The organism is Streptomyces sp. NPDC002564 (assembly GCF_042889645.1).
Classification (GTDB): domain Bacteria; phylum Actinomycetota; class Actinomycetes; order Streptomycetales; family Streptomycetaceae; genus Streptomyces.
Window position 1 is genome coordinate 1,046,595 of record NZ_JBIARE010000001.1, and the last position, 17,134, is coordinate 1,063,728.

Annotated in this window: 14 protein-coding genes and 1 tRNA gene; 14 read left to right on the forward strand and 1 reads right to left on the reverse strand. The window is 69.7% G+C overall.

The window, feature by feature from the left end; translation table 11 throughout:
* Positions 1 to 550: 550 nt before the first annotated feature.
* From hemC to ACFYXE_RS04925, 4 genes are all read left to right on the forward strand, one after another.
* Complete coding sequence (hemC, locus tag ACFYXE_RS04910) at positions 551 to 1,507, forward strand: hydroxymethylbilane synthase (RefSeq protein ID WP_389308883.1); 957 nt, start codon at positions 551 to 553, stop codon at positions 1,505 to 1,507.
* Between the two features lie 268 nt (positions 1,508 to 1,775).
* Positions 1,776 to 2,081 carry a MarR family transcriptional regulator gene (locus ACFYXE_RS04915; protein ID WP_389308885.1) on the forward strand — a complete coding sequence of 102 codons (306 nt, stop codon included), beginning with the start codon at positions 1,776 to 1,778 and terminating at the stop codon, positions 2,079 to 2,081.
* A gap of 412 nt (positions 2,082 to 2,493) precedes the next feature.
* Entirely contained in the window at positions 2,494 to 2,664 is a 171-nt protein-coding gene (locus tag ACFYXE_RS04920) for a helix-turn-helix transcriptional regulator (protein WP_389308887.1), read from the forward strand.
* On the forward strand, positions 2,661 to 4,037 hold the full coding sequence (locus tag ACFYXE_RS04925; RefSeq protein ID WP_389308889.1) for a tyrosine-type recombinase/integrase: 1,377 nt from the start codon (positions 2,661 to 2,663) through the stop codon (positions 4,035 to 4,037). Before ACFYXE_RS04920 ends, ACFYXE_RS04925 begins: the two co-directional genes overlap by 4 nt.
* 211 nt (positions 4,038 to 4,248) lie before the next feature.
* On the opposite strand, the gene ACFYXE_RS04930 is transcribed toward ACFYXE_RS04925, so the two are convergent.
* Positions 4,249 to 4,320, reverse strand: a tRNA-Arg gene (locus ACFYXE_RS04930).
* 211 nt (positions 4,321 to 4,531) lie between these two features.
* On the opposite strand from ACFYXE_RS04930, the gene ACFYXE_RS04935 reads away from it, so the two are divergent.
* From ACFYXE_RS04935 to prfA, 10 genes are all read left to right on the forward strand, one after another.
* Complete coding sequence (locus ACFYXE_RS04935) at positions 4,532 to 5,092, forward strand: response regulator (RefSeq protein ID WP_389308891.1); 561 nt, start codon at positions 4,532 to 4,534, stop codon at positions 5,090 to 5,092.
* 101 nt (positions 5,093 to 5,193) lie between these two features.
* Complete coding sequence (nrtL, locus tag ACFYXE_RS04940) at positions 5,194 to 6,438, forward strand: ArgS-related anticodon-binding protein NrtL (RefSeq protein WP_389308893.1); 1,245 nt, start codon at positions 5,194 to 5,196, stop codon at positions 6,436 to 6,438.
* A 79-nt stretch (positions 6,439 to 6,517) separates the two neighbouring features.
* Complete coding sequence (lysA, locus tag ACFYXE_RS04945; protein WP_361167371.1) at positions 6,518 to 7,909, forward strand: diaminopimelate decarboxylase; 1,392 nt, start codon at positions 6,518 to 6,520, stop codon at positions 7,907 to 7,909.
* 94 nt (positions 7,910 to 8,003) lie between these two features.
* On the forward strand, positions 8,004 to 9,296 hold the full coding sequence (locus tag ACFYXE_RS04950; RefSeq protein ID WP_361167368.1) for a homoserine dehydrogenase: 1,293 nt from the start codon (positions 8,004 to 8,006) through the stop codon (positions 9,294 to 9,296).
* Between the two features lie 6 nt (positions 9,297 to 9,302).
* Positions 9,303 to 10,361, forward strand: coding sequence for a threonine synthase (gene thrC / locus ACFYXE_RS04955; RefSeq protein ID WP_389308895.1), 1,059 nt, complete (start codon positions 9,303 to 9,305; stop codon positions 10,359 to 10,361).
* A gap of 242 nt (positions 10,362 to 10,603) precedes the next feature.
* Positions 10,604 to 11,521, forward strand: a complete 918-nt coding sequence (gene thrB / locus ACFYXE_RS04960; protein WP_389308897.1) for a homoserine kinase — start codon at positions 10,604 to 10,606, stop codon at positions 11,519 to 11,521.
* 394 nt (positions 11,522 to 11,915) lie between these two features.
* Positions 11,916 to 13,988: a transcription termination factor Rho gene (rho, locus tag ACFYXE_RS04965; protein ID WP_389308899.1), complete on the forward strand. Its 2,073-nt coding sequence runs from the start codon at positions 11,916 to 11,918 to the stop codon at positions 13,986 to 13,988.
* 385 nt (positions 13,989 to 14,373) lie between these two features.
* Positions 14,374 to 15,501 (forward strand): LCP family protein, encoded by a 1,128-nt coding sequence (locus ACFYXE_RS04970; RefSeq protein WP_389308901.1) that lies wholly within the window; start codon positions 14,374 to 14,376, stop codon positions 15,499 to 15,501.
* A 201-nt stretch (positions 15,502 to 15,702) separates the two neighbouring features.
* Entirely contained in the window at positions 15,703 to 15,927 is a 225-nt protein-coding gene (rpmE, locus tag ACFYXE_RS04975; RefSeq protein WP_361167352.1) for a 50S ribosomal protein L31, read from the forward strand.
* 115 nt (positions 15,928 to 16,042) lie between these two features.
* Positions 16,043 to 17,119: a peptide chain release factor 1 gene (gene prfA / locus ACFYXE_RS04980; protein ID WP_361167350.1), complete on the forward strand. Its 1,077-nt coding sequence runs from the start codon at positions 16,043 to 16,045 to the stop codon at positions 17,117 to 17,119.
* The last annotated feature ends 15 nt before the right edge of the window (positions 17,120 to 17,134 follow it).

The window sequence follows — 17,134 nt, forward strand, 5'->3', positions numbered from 1 at the left end:
GCTACTCCCAGGGCCGCCACGGCAAGAAGCCTGCTGCTGCAAGAAGGGACACCGCCAGTCGGAGGCGTTCGAACCAGGACGGCGTGTGGCAGGGGCAGGAACAGCAGCAGTCGTTCATGGTGGCGTCTCCCTCGTAGCTTGCAACAGCCCGCGCAGGGCCGTGAACTGGCCCGTTGTCGGTAGCCAGCAACCTCGTCCGCGTATCGCTGCAGCGCCAGAGAGCCTTCCCGGCTCGCGGACGAGAGAGCGACGGAGGGTTATCCCCTGCCACGCCGACTTGCTCCCGGCTCCCGTCCGGCGGGACGCGCGGGGCGTCACAAGAGGGCAAGGAGCGCAGGTAAAGTTGCAGCCCTCCGCCCGAGACGGGCTCCGGGCTGCCGCGGTCACAGGCAGCGCAGACTGTTCATAGCTCAGCCTGCAACGAGTCGCGCGGACCCTGACGTGTCCTGCTCTCGGTGGCGGAGCACTGACGGTCGCCCCCAGACATCCGACTCGGCGGCTCAGTCGGCCGCCGCCGGCCCCACCCGGCCGGAGCGCTTGCGAGGCCACCGTGACCGACCTTCCCCTTCCAAGCCGCACCATCATCGCCACCCGCTCCTCCACCATGGCCGTGGCCCAGACAGCCTCGGTCGCGGCTCTCCTCCGCCAGGCACACCCCGGCGTCGTGGCGCACTTCTCGCAGATCACGACCACCGCTGACCGGCACCACGGTTCCCTGGACACCGTCGGCGGCAAGAGCGCCTGGATCCGAGAACTCGACGCGGCCCTGGTCGACGGCCGAGCCGACCTCGCCGTCTCCTGCGCGAAGGACCTGCCGGGGCCCCATGAGCGGGGCACCGCAGTCGTCATCGGCGCGGTCCTGTCCCGGCAGGACGCCCGCGACGCCGTCGTACTGCCAGCCGGAGCCGACGCGACACCCCTCCACGAGCTGCGGCCGGGATCAGTGGTCGGCACCATCGCTCCCCGCCGAGCAGCCCAGCTCCGTACCCGATTTCCCCAGCTCACCGTCCGCCCGCTGCGGGGCAACCTCGACACGAGGATCAAACGGCTGGACGAAGGCCACGCAGGGCTCGATGCCCTCGTGGTGTCCTTCGCCGGCCTGCAACGCATCGGCCTCCCCGACCGTGCTGTCGAAGTACTTCCCACCAACGTCCTCATGCCCGCCACCGGAGCCGGATTCGTGATCGTCGAACACCGAGCCGGCGACTCCATTGCCGCTCGCCTACTCGACCCCATCAACGACCCGACCGCCCAGCGCCTGCTGCATATCGAGCGCGGCGTGCTGGGCGAGCTACGCGGCGACTGCCACACGGCCTGCTCGGTACACGCTGCCTACGACGAAGCAAGGAGCCAAGTGCTGGTCACGGCATCGGTGTTTGCCCCGGACAACGGAGCCAATGCGAACGTGAGCGCTAGTCGACCCGTCGGCGATGACCAGGCCCTGATCGACGAGGTGGTGCAGCTGCTCCGCGCTGAAGGCGCTGGCTCCCTCCTCCCACCGCGATAGCCGAGGCGCGCCTGCCTGCGGGCCCGAGGACAGATTCGCCCACGGCAGACGTGAAAGAGCCCCCAAGGGACTGGAACCACACCGGAGACCATGTCAACGTACAACCTTCCCGGAAAGCACCAGGTCAGAGACGCCTTCCGATGCGGTTCCCCGCGCCGGCTTTCGTCTCCCGTCTCACGCCCTGGTCCCTAGCAAGGAGGCCCTCCTGCCAAAAGCCGCACTGCGATCGGCCCGCGTCACCGCTCCGATCCTCCTGGCGCTCGGCGCCATGAACGCATGGACCGCCCAGACGAACGCCGACTACGCAGCGCTCTCCACAGCCCTGTGCCTCTGTGTCTGCGCCGCCGGCCTTTTCGGAGAGGACCTTGTGCAGCGCGAACAACGCCAAGACCTTTTGGTGCTCGCGCACATCGCGGCCCACCCGGGTGCGGAGGCCCGAGGCATCGCCCGAGCCGTCGGCACTCCCGAACGCGTCGTGGCTCGCAACCTCAGCCGACTTACCGAGAACGGGCTCGTGGTCCTGGTTGAAGATGACGAGCACCCCGCGCTCAAGTCCTACCGGCTCACCTCTTAGCCCTCGGTTGCGCGGCGGAATATAGGCCACGATCCCCGGTTACCGAAACCGGGGATCGTCTGGAGCATTGATGTTGTTCGTATCGGCTGCTTGGCGGTGGACCGGTGCGACAGCAATTCGACGTGCCCCAGATCAGAATCGGCTACTCCCTGGGGAATGTAAGACGCACCCGAAAGGAAGAGCCGTCCCCAGTTCGCTGGATCCTGCGCCCCAGCGATGCCCAGTTCGCCTATAAGGAACCCCGCGTGCACCCTTCCGTGATCCGCCCTGCTCTGAAACAGGGGCCTCTTGGTGTGAAGTCGATTGAGATCCCTTTGCAACCCGCTGCGATCATCCGGCGTTTGCGAGGCATGTTGCGATGCACCTTCGCCGAGGTGGCTGTATGAGAGTCGGCGATAGGCGAGATGAACTGATGACCGTCCCCGAAGTGCTAGCCGAGCTGAAAGGGACGTCGCGCCGCACTTTTTACCGATGGCGTGAACTGGGAACGGGCCCATCCGTGCTTAAGCTGCCCAATGGTGAACTGCGGGTCTGGCGCAGCGTTTTCGTGGCATGGCTGCAAGAAAGAGAGGAAGCGGCTTGAAAACGACCGACGTTCGAATATGGGACGTCCGCAAGAAAACCCGTCGAGGCAAAGACACCTACGAGGTTCGGTGGGTTGTCGCTGGACGTGAAGTCTCGCGTTCCCGGCGAACGGTGGGGCTCGCCAACAAGCTGCGCGCTAAACTGCTCATGGCGCAAGAGCAGGGGGAACAATTCGACACCGAGACGGGTTTCCCGCCCTCGATGGAGGAGAAGGCCGCTGCCCGAACCTGGTACAGCTTCGCCCTCGACTACACCCGCATGAAATGGCCGCACGCCTCGCCTAACTATCGGGACGAGATCAGCGAGGGCCTCACCTGGGTGACCAAGGCGCTTATGCCGCAGCGTCCCGGACGCCCTTCGGAGCAGGCGCTCCACCGTGCACTGCGCGACTGGGCGTTCCTCCTGCCGGGGCCGGGTGACCGCGACCTTCCGCCGGAGGCCAGGGCTGCGCTCGACTGGGTAGAACGCAACACGCCTCCGCTGAGTGACCTGAACGATCCAGCCGTCATGCGGACGGTTTTGGACGCCTTGAAGCTGAAACTCGACGGACAAGCTGCTGCCGGTGAGACGGTTAGGCGTAAGCGAAAGACCTTCGTAAATGCTTTGCGGTACGCCACGGAGCTGGGTGAGTTCGATGAAGTGCCCACGAATAGGGTCACCTGGCAAAAGCCTTCGAAGGTCGTGGAAGTCGACCCGCGCGTTGTATGCAACCCGAAGCAGGCGGCGAACCTGCTCGGATCCGTCTCGTACGTCGGCGGATACCACCGGGCGCGAGGCCGCCGACTGGTCGGGATGTTCGCGGGCATGTATTACGCGGGAATGCGCCCAGCCGAGACAGTCGGTGTGACGCTGCAGGACTGCCACCTTCCCGAAAAGGGCTGGGGCCTCGCGAACCTGCACCGAACTCGGCCGGCGGCGGGCAAGAAATGGACGAAGACTGGTGCGGTTCACGATGATCGCGGCCTGAAGAACCGTGAGCCCGAGGAAGTCCGGCCCACCCCGCTGCCGCCGCAGCTCGTCGCCATCTGGCGTGACGGCATCGACACCTTCGGGACTGCTGATGACGGTCGACTGTTCTTCAACGAGCGTGGGGGTTTGGTGGGTTCGTCCACCTACTCCCGGGTTTGGGGCGAAGCGCGGGAGTTCGGTCTTCCCCCCGAGCTTGTCAAGAGTCCGCTCGCCGATCGGCCGTATGACCTACGACACTCTGCGCTTTCCACGTGGCTGAACGCAGGGGTGGACCCGACGGAAGTGGCTGCGCGCGCGGGCAACACCGTGGAGGTGCTGCTAGCCCGGTACGCCAAGTGCCTACACGGCCGACACGCCGTCGCCAACAAGCGAATCGACGATCTCCTTCTTGAATACGTGTGATCATGATCACACCTAACGCCCCGAGGCTTCCGCCTCGGGGCGTTAGCTATATCCGGGTTGTGCCGATACGTAGCGCAGTGTCCGGTCCCGCGTATGTCCCGCGAGGGCTGTCATAAGGCTGCTTCCGCTGGCACTTGGCTGCACATAGCAGCAGACCCTCTGATCTGGCGTATGGCCTGATCAGAGGGTCTAAGTGGCACCTGAACTGCGGTGCCCCCGGCAGGATTCGAACCTGCGCACACGGCTCCGGAGGCCGTTGCTCTATCCCCTGAGCTACGGGGGCGTATCGACCCGCTTGCGCGGCGACGGGTAGAACCCTACCAGCTCTGTGGGGGTCTCCATGAACAGGTATTTCGCGGCCCGCGCCGGGGGTGGGGCGGGGGCCGTGGCGGGGCCTCGGGGTGCCGCCGGCCGGAGGGGGCCGACGGCAAGCCGTGGGGGTGGAAGTGGGGAAAACCGGGACGCGGCGGTGGGGGCGGACCTACTCTCGAGTTGTGTCAGGCGTGCCCGGCCGCGTGCTTGTTGTGGACGACAACAAGGTCATCCGGCAACTGATCAGGGTCAACCTCGAGCTGGAGGGCTTCGAGGTCGTGACCGCGGCCGATGGTGTCGAATGCCTGGACGTCGTGGAGCAGGTCCAGCCCGATCTGATCACCCTCGACGTCGTGATGCCCCGGCTCGACGGCCTGCGTACCGCCGCGCACCTCCGCTCCGACGCCCGTACGCGGGACCTGCCCATCGTCGTCATCAGCGCCTGCACCCAGTACGAGGTCGAGGGCGGGCTTGAGGTCGGCGTCGACGCCTTCCTCGCCAAGCCCTTCGAGCCCAGTGAACTGGTCGGTGTCGTACGGCAGTTGGTCGAGCGGAGTGGGCAGGTCGTCGCTCGCGATCAGAATCAGAATCAGAGTCAGAACCAGAGCCAGAGCCAGAGCCAGCATCAGAACGGGAACAGCTTCGGGTACGGGTACGCGCGTGATCGCGGGGCCGTCGGGAGCGAGTGCCGGACCGGTGGGGCCGCGGGATCCGGTGGGCCCGGAGCACCCGGAGGAAGCTAGCGCGCCGGGCGCCCCGGCGGCGGACTCCACCCCGTCCACATCCCGGACCATCCGCCCATCCAAGTCGCCTTCCCACCCCCCTCCTCCCCTACGCTTGTGCCGTGACCCCCGTCGAGCTCTCCCGCACCGTGCTGCGCGCCATGCGTCGTGCCGTCGATGCCGGGGAGCTGCAGCTGGATCTCGCGGGGGCGCGTGAGCCCAGGGTCGAGCGGCCGGGGCCCGGAGGGTGCGGGGACTACGCCACCGGTGTCGCCCTGCAGCTCGCCCGCGCCGCCGGGCGGTCGCCGCGGCAGGTCGCCGACGTGCTGTCGCCGCGGCTCGCCGCCGAGCCGGGGATCGCCGGGGTCGACATCACCGGGCCCGGTTTCCTGAACATCACCCTCGCGGGCGCCCGCTCCGAGACCCTCGTCCGCGAGGTCCTGGCGCGCGGCGGCTGCTACGGACACGTCCACCCGGACACGGGCGCCCTCGCCCAGCTCCACGTGCCCCGCGAGGTCCGCGCCGTCGTCCTCGCCGACAGTGTCCGCCGCATCCTGCGCAGCCAGGGCACCCTGGTCCGCGTCACCTGCGACGAGGCCCCGGACCCCGCCTGGGTGGACGCGCTCGGCGTACGGATCGACGCGTACGGGCGGCCTCCCGAGCCGCTCCCGGTCCTGCGCCCCGTGCCCGCCGGCGCGGACCCGCTGGCTCTCGGCAGGGACGCCGCCCGCTGGGCCCTGCTCCACCCCGCGGCCCACGACCACCCCCGCATCACCCCCGAGCAGGGCGGTGACGCGCACCTGGCGCAGCGCGAGAGCAACCCGCTCTTCCGCGTCCGGTACGCCCACGCCCGCTGCCGCGCCCTCAGCCGCAACGCCGCCGACCTCGGCTTCGACAGCGCCCCGGGCCCCCTCGGATCCGACGCGAGCCGACCCCTGCCCGAGCAGCCCCCCGGCGACGGCTCCGCCCCCCACGAGCCCGCCCCAAGGGCCGACAGGCCCCCGGCCCACCCCGGCCCCGCCCCAAGGGCCGAAAACACCCCGGCCCACCCCGCCCTCGCCCCAACGCCCTCCCTGCCCCCGGCCCCCGCCGCCGAGCAGGCCCTGCTCGACGTCCTGGCCGACCACCCCGCCGTCCTCGCGGGCGCCGCGCGCCACCACGCGCCGGACCGGCTCGCCCGGCACCTCGTCACCACCGCCGACGCCTTCCTCTCCTTCCAGAGCGCCCCGGACGCCGGCGTGCTGCCGCTCGGTGACGAGAAACCCTCGGCCACCCACCGCGCCCGGCTCGCCCTCGCCGAAGCCGCCGGGACGGTGCTTGCCGGTGGCCTGTCCCTGCTCGGCATCGGCGCCCCCGAATTCCTGTGACATCCATGAACGACGCCGTACGAGACGACGTGACGGATGTGACGGACGTGACATACCTGAGAGACGAGACCACAGAGCCATGAGCCGTTCCGCACACCCCGCAGGCCCCCGCCACGCCGACGTGCTCCCCGAGGGCCACTACAGCGCGCCGCCCGCCGACCTGAACGCCCTGGACCCCAAGGTCTGGGCGCGCACCGTCACCCGTACGCCCGAGGGCGCGGTCGCCGTGGGCGGCATCGAGGTGACCCGGCTCGCCGAGGAGTTCGGCACGCCCGCGTACTTCGTCGACGAGGCCGACTTCCGGGCCCGCTGCCAGGACTGGCGGGACGCCTTCGGCCCCGACGCCGACGTCTTCTACGCGGGCAAGGCGTTCCTGTCCCGGGCCGTCGTGCGCTGGCTGCACGAGGAGGGGCTCAACCTCGACGTGTGCAGCGGCGGCGAGCTCGCCACCGCCCTCGCCGCGGGCATGCCCGCCGAGCGCATCGCCTTCCACGGGAACAACAAGACCGTGGAGGAGATCGAGCGCGCCGTCGAGGCGGGCGTCGGCCGCATCGTGCTGGACTCCTTCCAGGAGATCGTGCGCGTCGCGCACATCGCGGAGCGGCACGGCAAGCGCCAGCGCGTGCAGATCCGGGTGACCGTGGGCGTCGAGGCGCACACCCACGAGTTCATCGCCACCGCGCACGAGGACCAGAAGTTCGGCATCGCGCTCGCGGGCGGCCAGGCCGCCGAGGCCGTGCGGCGCGCCCTGAAGCTGGACGGGCTCGAACTCATCGGCATCCACTCGCACATCGGCTCGCAGATCTTCGACATGGCCGGGTTCGAGGTCTCCGCCCGCCGCGTCGTCCAGCTGCTCGCCGAGGTGCGCGACGAGCACGGCGTCGAGCTGCCCGAGATCGACCTCGGCGGCGGCCTCGGCATCGCCTACACCTCCGACGACGACCCGCGCGAGCCGCGCGAGATCGCCGCGGCGCTGCACGAGATCGTCACGCGCGAGTGCGCGGCCGCGAAGCTCGCGACGCCGCGGATCTCCGTCGAGCCCGGCCGCGCCATCGTCGGCCCGACCGCCTTCACGCTCTACGAGGTCGGCACCATCAAGCCGCTCGAAGGGCTGCGCACGTACGTCTCCGTGGACGGCGGCATGTCCGACAACATCCGCACCGCGCTGTACGACGCCGAGTACAGCGTCGCCCTGGTCTCCCGCTCCTCCGACGCGGACCCGGTCCTGGTGCGCGTCGTCGGCAAGCACTGCGAGAGTGGGGACATCGTCGTGCGGGACGCGTTCCTGCCGGCCGACCTGGCGCCCGGCGACCTGATCGCCGTGCCCGCGACCGGTGCGTACTGCCGCTCGATGGCGAGCAACTACAACCACGCGCTGCGCCCGCCCGTCGTCGCCGTCGGGGACGGTGCGGCGCGGGTGATCGTCCGGCGCGAGACGGAGGAAGATCTCCTGCGTCTCGACGTCGGATAATGAAATAACCGTCTCAGGATCCGGACAATGGACAGAAAGTCCGTTCCGGTGGGTGAGACTGGTCCCACCCTAGATGTATGAGAAGTGAGGTCGGATGATGCGTACGCGTCCGCTGAAGGTGGCGCTGCTGGGCTGTGGGGTTGTCGGCTCAGAGGTGGCGCGCATCATGACGACGCACGCCGACGACCTCACAGCCAGGATCGGCGCCCCGGTGGAGCTCGCCGGGGTCGCCGTCCGCCGCCCCTCCAAGGTGCGTGAGGGCATCGACCCCTCCCTGATCACCACCGACGCGACGGCCCTGGTCAAGCGCGGGGACATCGACGTCATCGTCGAGGTGATCGGCGGCATCGAGCCCGCGCGGACGCTCATCACCACCGCCTTCGAGCACGGCGCGTCCGTCGTCTCGGCGAACAAGGCCCTGATCGCGCAGGACGGCGCCGCGCTGCACGCCGCCGCCGTCGAGCACGGCCGCGACCTGTACTACGAGGCCGCCGTCGCCGGCGCCATCCCGCTGATCAGGCCGCTGCGCGAGTCCCTCGCCGGCGACAAGGTCAACCGCGTTCTCGGGATCGTGAACGGGACGACCAACTTCATCCTCGATGCCATGGACACCACCGGTGCCGGGTACCAGGAGGCGCTCGACGAGGCCACCGCGCTCGGGTACGCCGAGGCCGACCCGACCGCCGACGTCGAGGGCTTCGACGCCGCCGCCAAGGCCGCGATCCTCGCGGGCATCGCCTTCCACACGCGCGTGCGCCTCGACGACGTGTACCGCGAGGGCATGACTGAGGTCACCGCCGCCGACTTCGCCTCCGCCAAACGCATGGGCTGCACCATCAAGCTGCTCGCCATCTGCGAGCGGGCCGCCGACGGCGGGTCCGTCACCGCGCGCGTGCACCCCGCGATGATCCCGCTCAGCCACCCGCTGGCCTCGGTCCGCGGCGCGTACAACGCCGTCTTCGTCGAGGCGGAGGCCGCGGGACAGCTGATGTTCTACGGCCCCGGCGCCGGTGGCTCGCCCACCGCGTCCGCGGTCCTCGGCGACCTCGTGGCGGTCTGCCGCAACAAGCTCGCCGAGTCCACCGGACCCGGCGAATCCGCGTACACCCAGCTGCCCGTGAGCTCCATGGGCGAGGTCGTCACGCGCTACCACATCAGCCTCGACGTGGCCGACAAGCCGGGCGTCCTCGCCCAGGTCGCGACGGTCTTCGCCGAGCACGGCGTATCGATCGATACGGTCCGTCAGACGGGGAAGGACGGCGAGGCCTCCCTCGTCGTCGTCACCCACCGCGCGCCCGACGCCGCCCTCACCGGCACCGTCGAGGCGCTGCGCAATCTCGACACCGTGCGTGGTGTCGCGAGCATCATGCGGGTTGAAGGGGAGTAAGCAGCAATGACCCACCAGTGGCGCGGAATCATCGAGGAGTACCGGGACCGTCTTCCGGTCTCCGACACCACGCCGGTCGTGACGCTCCGCGAGGGCGGCACGCCGCTCGTGCCCGCGCAGGTGCTCTCCGAGCGCACGGGCTGCGAGGTCCACCTCAAGGTCGAGGGCGCCAACCCCACGGGGTCCTTCAAGGACCGCGGCATGACCATGGCGATCACCAAGGCCAAGGAGGAGGGCGCGAAGGCCGTCATCTGCGCCTCCACCGGCAACACCTCGGCGTCCGCGGCCGCCTACGCCGTGCGCGCCGGAATGGTCTGCGCGGTCCTCGTGCCGCAGGGCAAGATCGCGCTCGGCAAGATGGGCCAGGCGCTCGTCTACGGCTCGAAGATCCTCCAGGTCGACGGCAACTTCGACGACTGCTTGAACCTCGCTCGAAGCCTGTCGGAGAACTACCCGGTGGCGCTGGTCAATTCGGTGAACCCGTTCCGCATCGAGGGCCAGAAGACCGCGTCGTTCGAGATCGTCGACGCGCTCGGCGACGCGCCCGACCTGCACGTCCTGCCCGTCGGCAACGCAGGCAACATCACCGCCTACTGGAAGGGCTACAAGGAGTACGCGGCCGACGCGGTGTCGACCCGTACCCCCCGGATGTGGGGCTTCCAGGCCTCCGGCTCGGCGCCCATCGTGCGCGGCGAGGTCGTCAAGGACCCCTCGACGATCGCCACCGCGATTCGCATCGGCAACCCCGCGTCCTGGCAGCACGCGCTCGCCGCGCGCGACGAGTCGGGCGGCCTCATCGACGAGGTGACGGACCGTGAGATCCTGCGCGCCTACAAGCTGTTGGCGTCCCAGGAGGGTGTCTTCGTCGAGCCCGCGTCGGCCGCGTCCGTCGCCGGTCTGCTGAAGGCCGCCGAGCAGGGCAAGGTCGACAAGGGCCAGAAGATCGTCTGCACCGTGACGGGCAACGGCCTCAAGGACCCGGACTGGGCCGTCGCGGGCGCTCCGCAGCCGGTCACCGTGCCGGTCGACGCGGCCGCCGCCGCCGAGCGCCTGGGCCTCGCGTAACCGCAGGCAGAACCCGCGACTCCGCACAGGGGGTGGCACAGGGGGCTTACGACACGCATCGTGCGCCTCCTGTGCGCCCTATGTCGCCACAGAACCTTCCTTCGATAGGCTGTACCGAACCCGCCCCGCCGCATATGCCGCGGTGCCGCCGTCGTTCGCGGCCTTCGGGTGTTCCGTACATGTGGCACGTACGAAAATTACGCAGCCTCAAAAACACGCAGCTCAAGGAGAGTCATCGAGCGATGGCCGGTCCCGCGTTCCGCGCCGCCGCCGTCCGGGTGCGCGTCCCCGCCACCAGCGCCAACCTCGGCCCGGGCTTCGACAGCCTCGGCCTGTCGCTGGGTCTGTACGACGACGTGGTCGTCCGGGTGGCCGACTCCGGGCTGAACATCGACATCGCCGGAGAGGGCGAAGAGACCCTCCCGCGCGACGAGTCGCACCTGCTCGTCCGTTCCCTGCGCACCGCCTTCGACCTGCTCGGCGGACAGCCGCGCGGACTCGAGATCGTGTGCGCCAACCGCATTCCGCACGGCCGTGGCCTCGGCTCGTCGTCCGCCGCCATCTGCGCCGGCATCGTCGCCGCGCGCGCCGTGACCATAGGCGGCGAGGCCCGTCTCGACGACGCCGCGCTCCTGGAGCTGGCCACCGAGATCGAGGGCCACCCGGACAACGTCGCCGCGTGTCTGCTCGGCGGTTTCACGCTCTCCTGGATGGACGGGGGGACGGCGCGGGCGATCAGGATGGACCCCGCCGATTCCATCGTTCCGGTGGTTTTCGTCCCCGGGAAACCCGTCCTCACCGAGACGGCCCGCGGCCTGCTCCCGCGCACCGTCCCGCACGTCGACGCGGCCGCCAACGCGGGCCGGGCGGCCCTGCTCGTCGAGGCCCTGACCAGGCGCCCCGAGCTGCTGCTGCCCGCCACCGAGGACCGGCTGCACCAGGAGTACCGCGCCCCGGCCATGCCGGAGAGCGCCGCCCTGGTGGAGCGGCTGCGCGCCGACGGCGTGCCCGCGGTGATCTCCGGCGCGGGCCCCACGGTCCTCGCGCTGGCCGAGGACAGTGCGGCCGACAAGGTCGCCCGTTTGGCGGGAGAGGGCTGGGCGGCCAATCGCCTGGCGCTCGACGCCGGGGGAGCGAGCGTGCTGCCGCTTGCGCCCTGACGCAGTGACCACAGGGATTTCGGGGTGTCCCGATCCTGAGAGGGGGAATGTTTGTTGGATCCGGTAGTGTTAATCTCAAGTCCGCACCCGACCTCACCATGGCGAGGTGCTTTGTGTCCCCGTCCGGGACAACCATTCTTCCGGGAGCCTCCCAAACTGCTTCGTGCCCTGCACTGAGCGGTGCCGAGCACGCTCCGGAACCGGCGTGACCGAGCCGAGTGACACCGCACCTCAGTGGCACCGCGCAGGGAATCGCCATCACCAATGAATTCTTCCGCCGCGTTGGCGGACCACCGCCCCGGCACGGTCCATGGAAAGCACGGACCGACCGCCGGACAGCACAACCGGTCGCCGAGCCAGACAGGCCGACGTCCGCTCCAGGGAAGGACCCTTCGTGAGCGACACCACCGATCTGATGGGCGTGACTGCCGACACGCCCGCCACGGACGCCTCCGCGGCGCCTGCCACCGGTGCTTCGGCCGGGTCCCGGCGGCGCCGCGGCACCGGCCTCGAGGGCATGGTGCTGGCGGAACTGCAGCAGGTCGCATCGGGCCTTGGGATCAAGGGCACCGGGCGCATGCGCAAGAGCCAGCTGATCGAGGTCATCAAGGAGGCGCAGGCAGGGGGCGGAGCCCCGGCGAAGACCGCCGCGGCCTCCGGTGAGACCACCGAGACCAAGCCCAAGCGCCGCGCCACCTCGAAGGCCCGTACGGGCGAGGAGGCCGCCGAGCCCGCCAAGGCGAGCGCTTCGGCGAAGTCCGAGGGCAAGGCCGACAAGGCCACCGCCCAGCAGCAGATCGACATCCCCGGCCAGCCGGCCGGCGGCCCCGCCCGCGCGAGCGAGGAGCGGGGCGACGACCAGCCGGCCGGCGAGCGCCGCCGGCGCCGGGCCACCGCCGACGCGGGCAGCCCCGAGACGGTCACCGCCGAGGCCAAGGCCGAGTCGAAGTCCGACGCCAAGGGCGACGCGTCCGAGGCCAGGGGCGACAAGGGCGGCGACGGCTCCGGCGACGGCGACGGCCGCCGCGACCGCCGTGACCGTCAGGGCCGCGGCCGGGACCGCGACCGCCGCGGCAACAAGGGCGACGACCAGCAGGGCGGCGGCGGTGGCGGTCGTCAGGACCGCCAGGACCGCCAGCAGCAGGGCGGCGGCGGTGGCCGTCAGGACCGCCAGGACCGTCAGGACCGCCAGCGGGACAACGGTCCGCAGGACGACGACGACTTCGAGGGCGGCCGTCGTGGCCGTCGCGGGCGCTACCGCGACCGCCGGGGCCGTCGCGGCCGTGACGAGGGCTTCGGCAACGAGCCGCAGGTCTCCGAGGACGACGTCCTGATCCCCGTCGCGGGCATCCTCGACATCCTCGACAACTACGCGTTCATCCGTACGTCGGGCTACCTCCCCGGCCCCAACGACGTGTACGTCTCGCTGGCCCAGGTCCGCAAGAACGGCCTGCGCAAGGGCGACCACGTCACCGGCGCGGTGCGCCAGCCCAAGGACGGCGAGCGCCGCGAGAAGTTCAACGCGCTGGTCCGCCTGGACTCGCAGAACGGCATGGCGCCCGAATCCGGGCGCGGGCGCCCGGAGTTCAACAAGCTGACGCCCCTTTACCCGCAGGACCGGCTCCGCCTGGAGACCGACCCGGGCGTGCTCACCACCCGCATCATCGACCTCGTCGCGCCCATCGGTAAGGGACAGCGCGGTCTGATCGTGGCCCCGCCGAAGACCGGCAAGACCATGATCATGCAGGCGATCGCCAACGCGATCACGCACAACAACCCCGAGTGCCACCTGATGGTCGTCCTGGTCGACGAGCGTCCGGAAGAGGTCACCGACATGCAGCGGTCGGTCAAGGGCGAGGTCATCTCCTCGACCTTCGACCGCCCGGCCGAGGACCACACCACCGTCGCCGAGCTCGCCATCGAGCGCGCCAAGCGGCTGGTGGAGCTGGGCCACGACGTCGTCGTGCTGCTCGACTCGATCACGCGTCTGGGCCGTGCCTACAACCTCGCGGCCCCGGCCTCCGGGCGCATCCTGTCCGGTGGTGTCGACTCGACGGCGCTGTACCCGCCCAAGCGCTTCTTCGGCGCCGCGCGCAACATCGAGGACGGCGGTTCGCTGACCATCCTCGCCACCGCGCTCGTCGACACGGGTTCGCGCATGGACGAGGTGATCTTCGAGGAGTTCAAGGGCACCGGCAACGCCGAGCTCAAGCTCGACCGCAAGCTCGCCGACAAGCGCATCTTCCCGGCGGTGGACGTGGACGCGTCCGGCACCCGCAAGGAAGAGATCCTGCTCGGCAGCGACGAGCTCGCCATCACCTGGAAGCTGCGCCGCGTGCTGCACGCGCTCGACCAGCAGCAGGCGATCGAGCTGCTCCTGGACAAGATGAAGCAGACGAAGTCGAACGCCGAGTTCCTGCTGCAGATCCAGAAGACGACCCCGACGCCGGGCAACGGCAACGACTAGTCGTCCACCGCGGTCCCCGGCCGTCAGCGGCCACCGAAGGGCCGTCCCGTCACAGCTGTGACGGGACGGCCCTTCGGTGGTGTTCCGGTGTGCGTTCCGGTGGGTGCTCCGGTCCGTGTTCCGGCGCGTGCGGTGACCGGGGCGAGACCTTGGCCACACGCATAAGAGATTCTCACGGTCACGGGCAGTAGCCCGGTGGCAGAAAAAACCGCAGGTGAGGGGCTGAAATCGAGGGGGAGGGGTACACGGTCGGTCACGAGTGCGCGCCGGGGCGCGCACGGGTCGCTGTGCAACCCTTCAAACGGTTTTGCCGTCTCACAAGTACGACAAACCGCGCCTGACCCTGGAAGCAGGGGATATCCGACCGACGAGGACTGAGGAGCACATGACCGAGGAGAGCACTCCGGCGGACGCGACCGGTGAGAAGCCGAAGCGCCCGCGCGGCGGAGGCGGCCGACGTCGCAAGCCCCGCAAGCGCAGCAAGGTGCTCGTCGTCACGGCGTGGACCGCGGCTTCGGTGGTGGTCCTCGGCGGAGCCGGTCTCGGCTTCCTGTACTTCAAGCTCAACGGCAACATCAAGGGCGTCGACATCAACGCCGCGCTCGGCACGGACCGCCCGATGGACGTCGACAACGGCTCCCAGGACATCCTCGTCCTCGGCTCCGACTCGCGCTCCGGCGACAACGCCAAGTACGGCAAGGACGAGGGCGCGGCCCGGTCGGACACCGCGATGATCGTCCACGTCTACAAGGGCCACAAGAAGGCCAGCGTCGTCTCCATACCCCGCGACACCCTGATATCCCGGCCCGAGTGCGCGACGGACGACGGCAAGACCGACCCCGGCGGGCAGCGGCAGATGTTCAACACGGCGTACGAGGTCGGCGGGCCCGCCTGCGCCGTCAAGACCGTCGAGAAGATGTCCGGCATCAGGATGGACCACTACGTCGAGGTCGACTTCACGGGCTTCAAGAAGCTCATCGACACCCTCGGCGGCGTCGACATCACCACCAAGAAGGACATCCGCGACAAGGACAGCCACCTCGACCTGGACGCCGGCACCCACACCCTGAACGGCGAGCAGGCCCTCGGCCTGGTCCGCACCCGGCACGGCGTCGGCGACGGCAGCGACCTGGGCCGCATCCAGCTCCAGCAGGCCTTCATCAAGGCCCTGCTCAACCAGGTCAAGGACGTCGGCGTCTTCAGCAACCCGAAGAAGCTGTACGACCTGGCGAACGACGCGACCAGCGCCGTCACCACCGACTCCGACCTGAACGACGTCAAGTCGCTGGCGAGCTTCGCCAACGGCCTCAAGGGCATCGGCGCGGGCGACATGAAGATGGTCACGCTGCCCATCCAGTACGACCCCGCCGACCCCAACCGCGTCCTGCCGCTGGAGAAGGCCGACCAGGAGGTCTGGGACGCGCTCAGGGCCGACAAGCCCATCCCCAAGTCCGCCACCGAGAAGTCGGCCGGCGACAAGGGCGACGCGGGCGACGTGGTCGACAGCCACTGATCCCGGCGGACCCCGGACCCGAAATCCCCGGCCCCGGGATCCCCGCCCCAGGGCCCGGCCCCGGACCTCCGGGGAATAGATCGGCACGCACCCCGGTTTTGGGAGATACGGCCGGTCCTGGCAGACTGGTACGTCGGCCCCGGTTCACGTACGAGCAATCCGCGCGTACGACCCGGTGCCCTCCCGAAACTAGGAGACACCTTGAAGCGCGACATCCACCCCGAGTACGTCGAGACGCAGGTCAGCTGCACCTGTGGCGCGTCGTTCACCACCCGCAGCACGATCTCCAACGGCACCGTCCGTGCCGAGGTCTGCTCCGAGTGCCACCCGTTCTACACGGGCAAGCAGAAGATCCTCGACACCGGTGGCCGTGTGGCCCGCTTCGAGGCCCGCTTCGGCAAGGCTGCAGGCTCCGCCAAGAAGTAGCGAGCCACTGCGCCGGTCATCGGCCGCCCTCGCGAGGGGGTGGCCGGGACCGGCGCTTTTGCCGTCCCGCAGCCAATTCGCGTAGAACCACCGCGTAGAAAACCAGGAGCCCCCGATGTTCGAGGCGGTCGAGGAACTGATCGGCGAGCACGCCGATCTGGAGCAGAAGCTCGCGGACCCGTCGGTCCACGCCGACCAGGCCAACGCGCGCAAGCTGAACAAGCGCTACGCCGAGCTGACCCCGATCGTCGCGACGTACCGCTCCTGGAAGCAGACCGGGGAGGACATCGGGACGGCGCGCGAGTTCGCCGCCGACGACCCCGACTTCGCCGCCGAGGTCAAGGACCTGGAGCGGCAGCGCGAGGACCTCACCGAGAAGCTGCGGCTGCTGCTCGTGCCCCGGGACCCGTCCGACGACAAGGACGTCATCCTGGAGATCAAGGCGGGTGCGGGCGGCGACGAGTCGGCGCTGTTCGCCGGTGACCTGCTGCGCATGTACCTGCGGTACGCGGAGCGCATCGGCTGGAAGACCGAGATCATCGACTCCACCGAGTCCGAGCTCGGCGGCTACAAGGACGTCCAGGTCGCCGTGAAGACCAAGGGCGGCAACGGCGCGACCGAGCCCGGCCAGGGCGTCTGGGCGCGCCTGAAGTACGAGGGCGGCGTGCACCGCGTGCAGCGCGTGCCCTCCACCGAGTCCCAGGGCCGCATCCACACCTCCGCGGCCGGCGTCCTGGTGACGCCCGAGGCCGAGGAGATCGACGTCGAGATCCACGCGAACGACCTGCGGATCGACGTCTACCGCTCCTCCGGGCCCGGCGGCCAGTCCGTCAACACCACCGACTCCGCCGTGCGCATCACGCACATTCCCACCGGAGTCGTCGCTTCCTGCCAGAACGAGAAGAGCCAGCTCCAGAACAAGGAGCAGGCCATGCGTATTCTGCGTTCCAGGCTCCTCGCGGCGGCCCAGGAGGAAGCGGAGAAGGAGGCCGCGGACGCCCGCCGCAGCCAGGTCCGCACCGTCGACCGCTCCGAGAAGATCCGGACGTACAACTTCCCGGAAAACCGGATCTCGGACCACCGGGTCGGCTTCAAGGCGTACAACTTGGACCAGGTGCTCGACGGTGACCTCGACGCGGTCATCCAGGCCTGCGTCGACGCGGACTCCGCCGCCAAGCTCGCCGCCGCGTAAGGCACCCCCCGTAAG

Excerpts from the sequence above, each read along its gene's own strand:
- ACFYXE_RS04915 (WP_389308885.1), top strand. The coding sequence starts at position 1,776 with ATGAACGCATGGACCGCCCAGACGAACGCCGACTACGCAGCGCTCTCC.
- ACFYXE_RS04920 (WP_389308887.1), top strand. The coding sequence starts at position 2,494 with ATGACCGTCCCCGAAGTGCTAGCCGAGCTGAAAGGGACGTCGCGCCGC.
- lysA (WP_361167371.1), top strand. The coding sequence starts at position 6,518 with ATGAGCCGTTCCGCACACCCCGCAGGCCCCCGCCACGCCGACGTGCTC.
- ACFYXE_RS04950 (WP_361167368.1), top strand. The coding sequence starts at position 8,004 with ATGATGCGTACGCGTCCGCTGAAGGTGGCGCTGCTGGGCTGTGGGGTT.
- thrC (WP_389308895.1), top strand. The coding sequence starts at position 9,303 with ATGACCCACCAGTGGCGCGGAATCATCGAGGAGTACCGGGACCGTCTT.
- thrB (WP_389308897.1), top strand. The coding sequence starts at position 10,604 with ATGGCCGGTCCCGCGTTCCGCGCCGCCGCCGTCCGGGTGCGCGTCCCC.
- ACFYXE_RS04970 (WP_389308901.1), top strand. The coding sequence starts at position 14,374 with ATGACCGAGGAGAGCACTCCGGCGGACGCGACCGGTGAGAAGCCGAAG.
- prfA (WP_361167350.1), top strand. The coding sequence starts at position 16,043 with ATGTTCGAGGCGGTCGAGGAACTGATCGGCGAGCACGCCGATCTGGAG.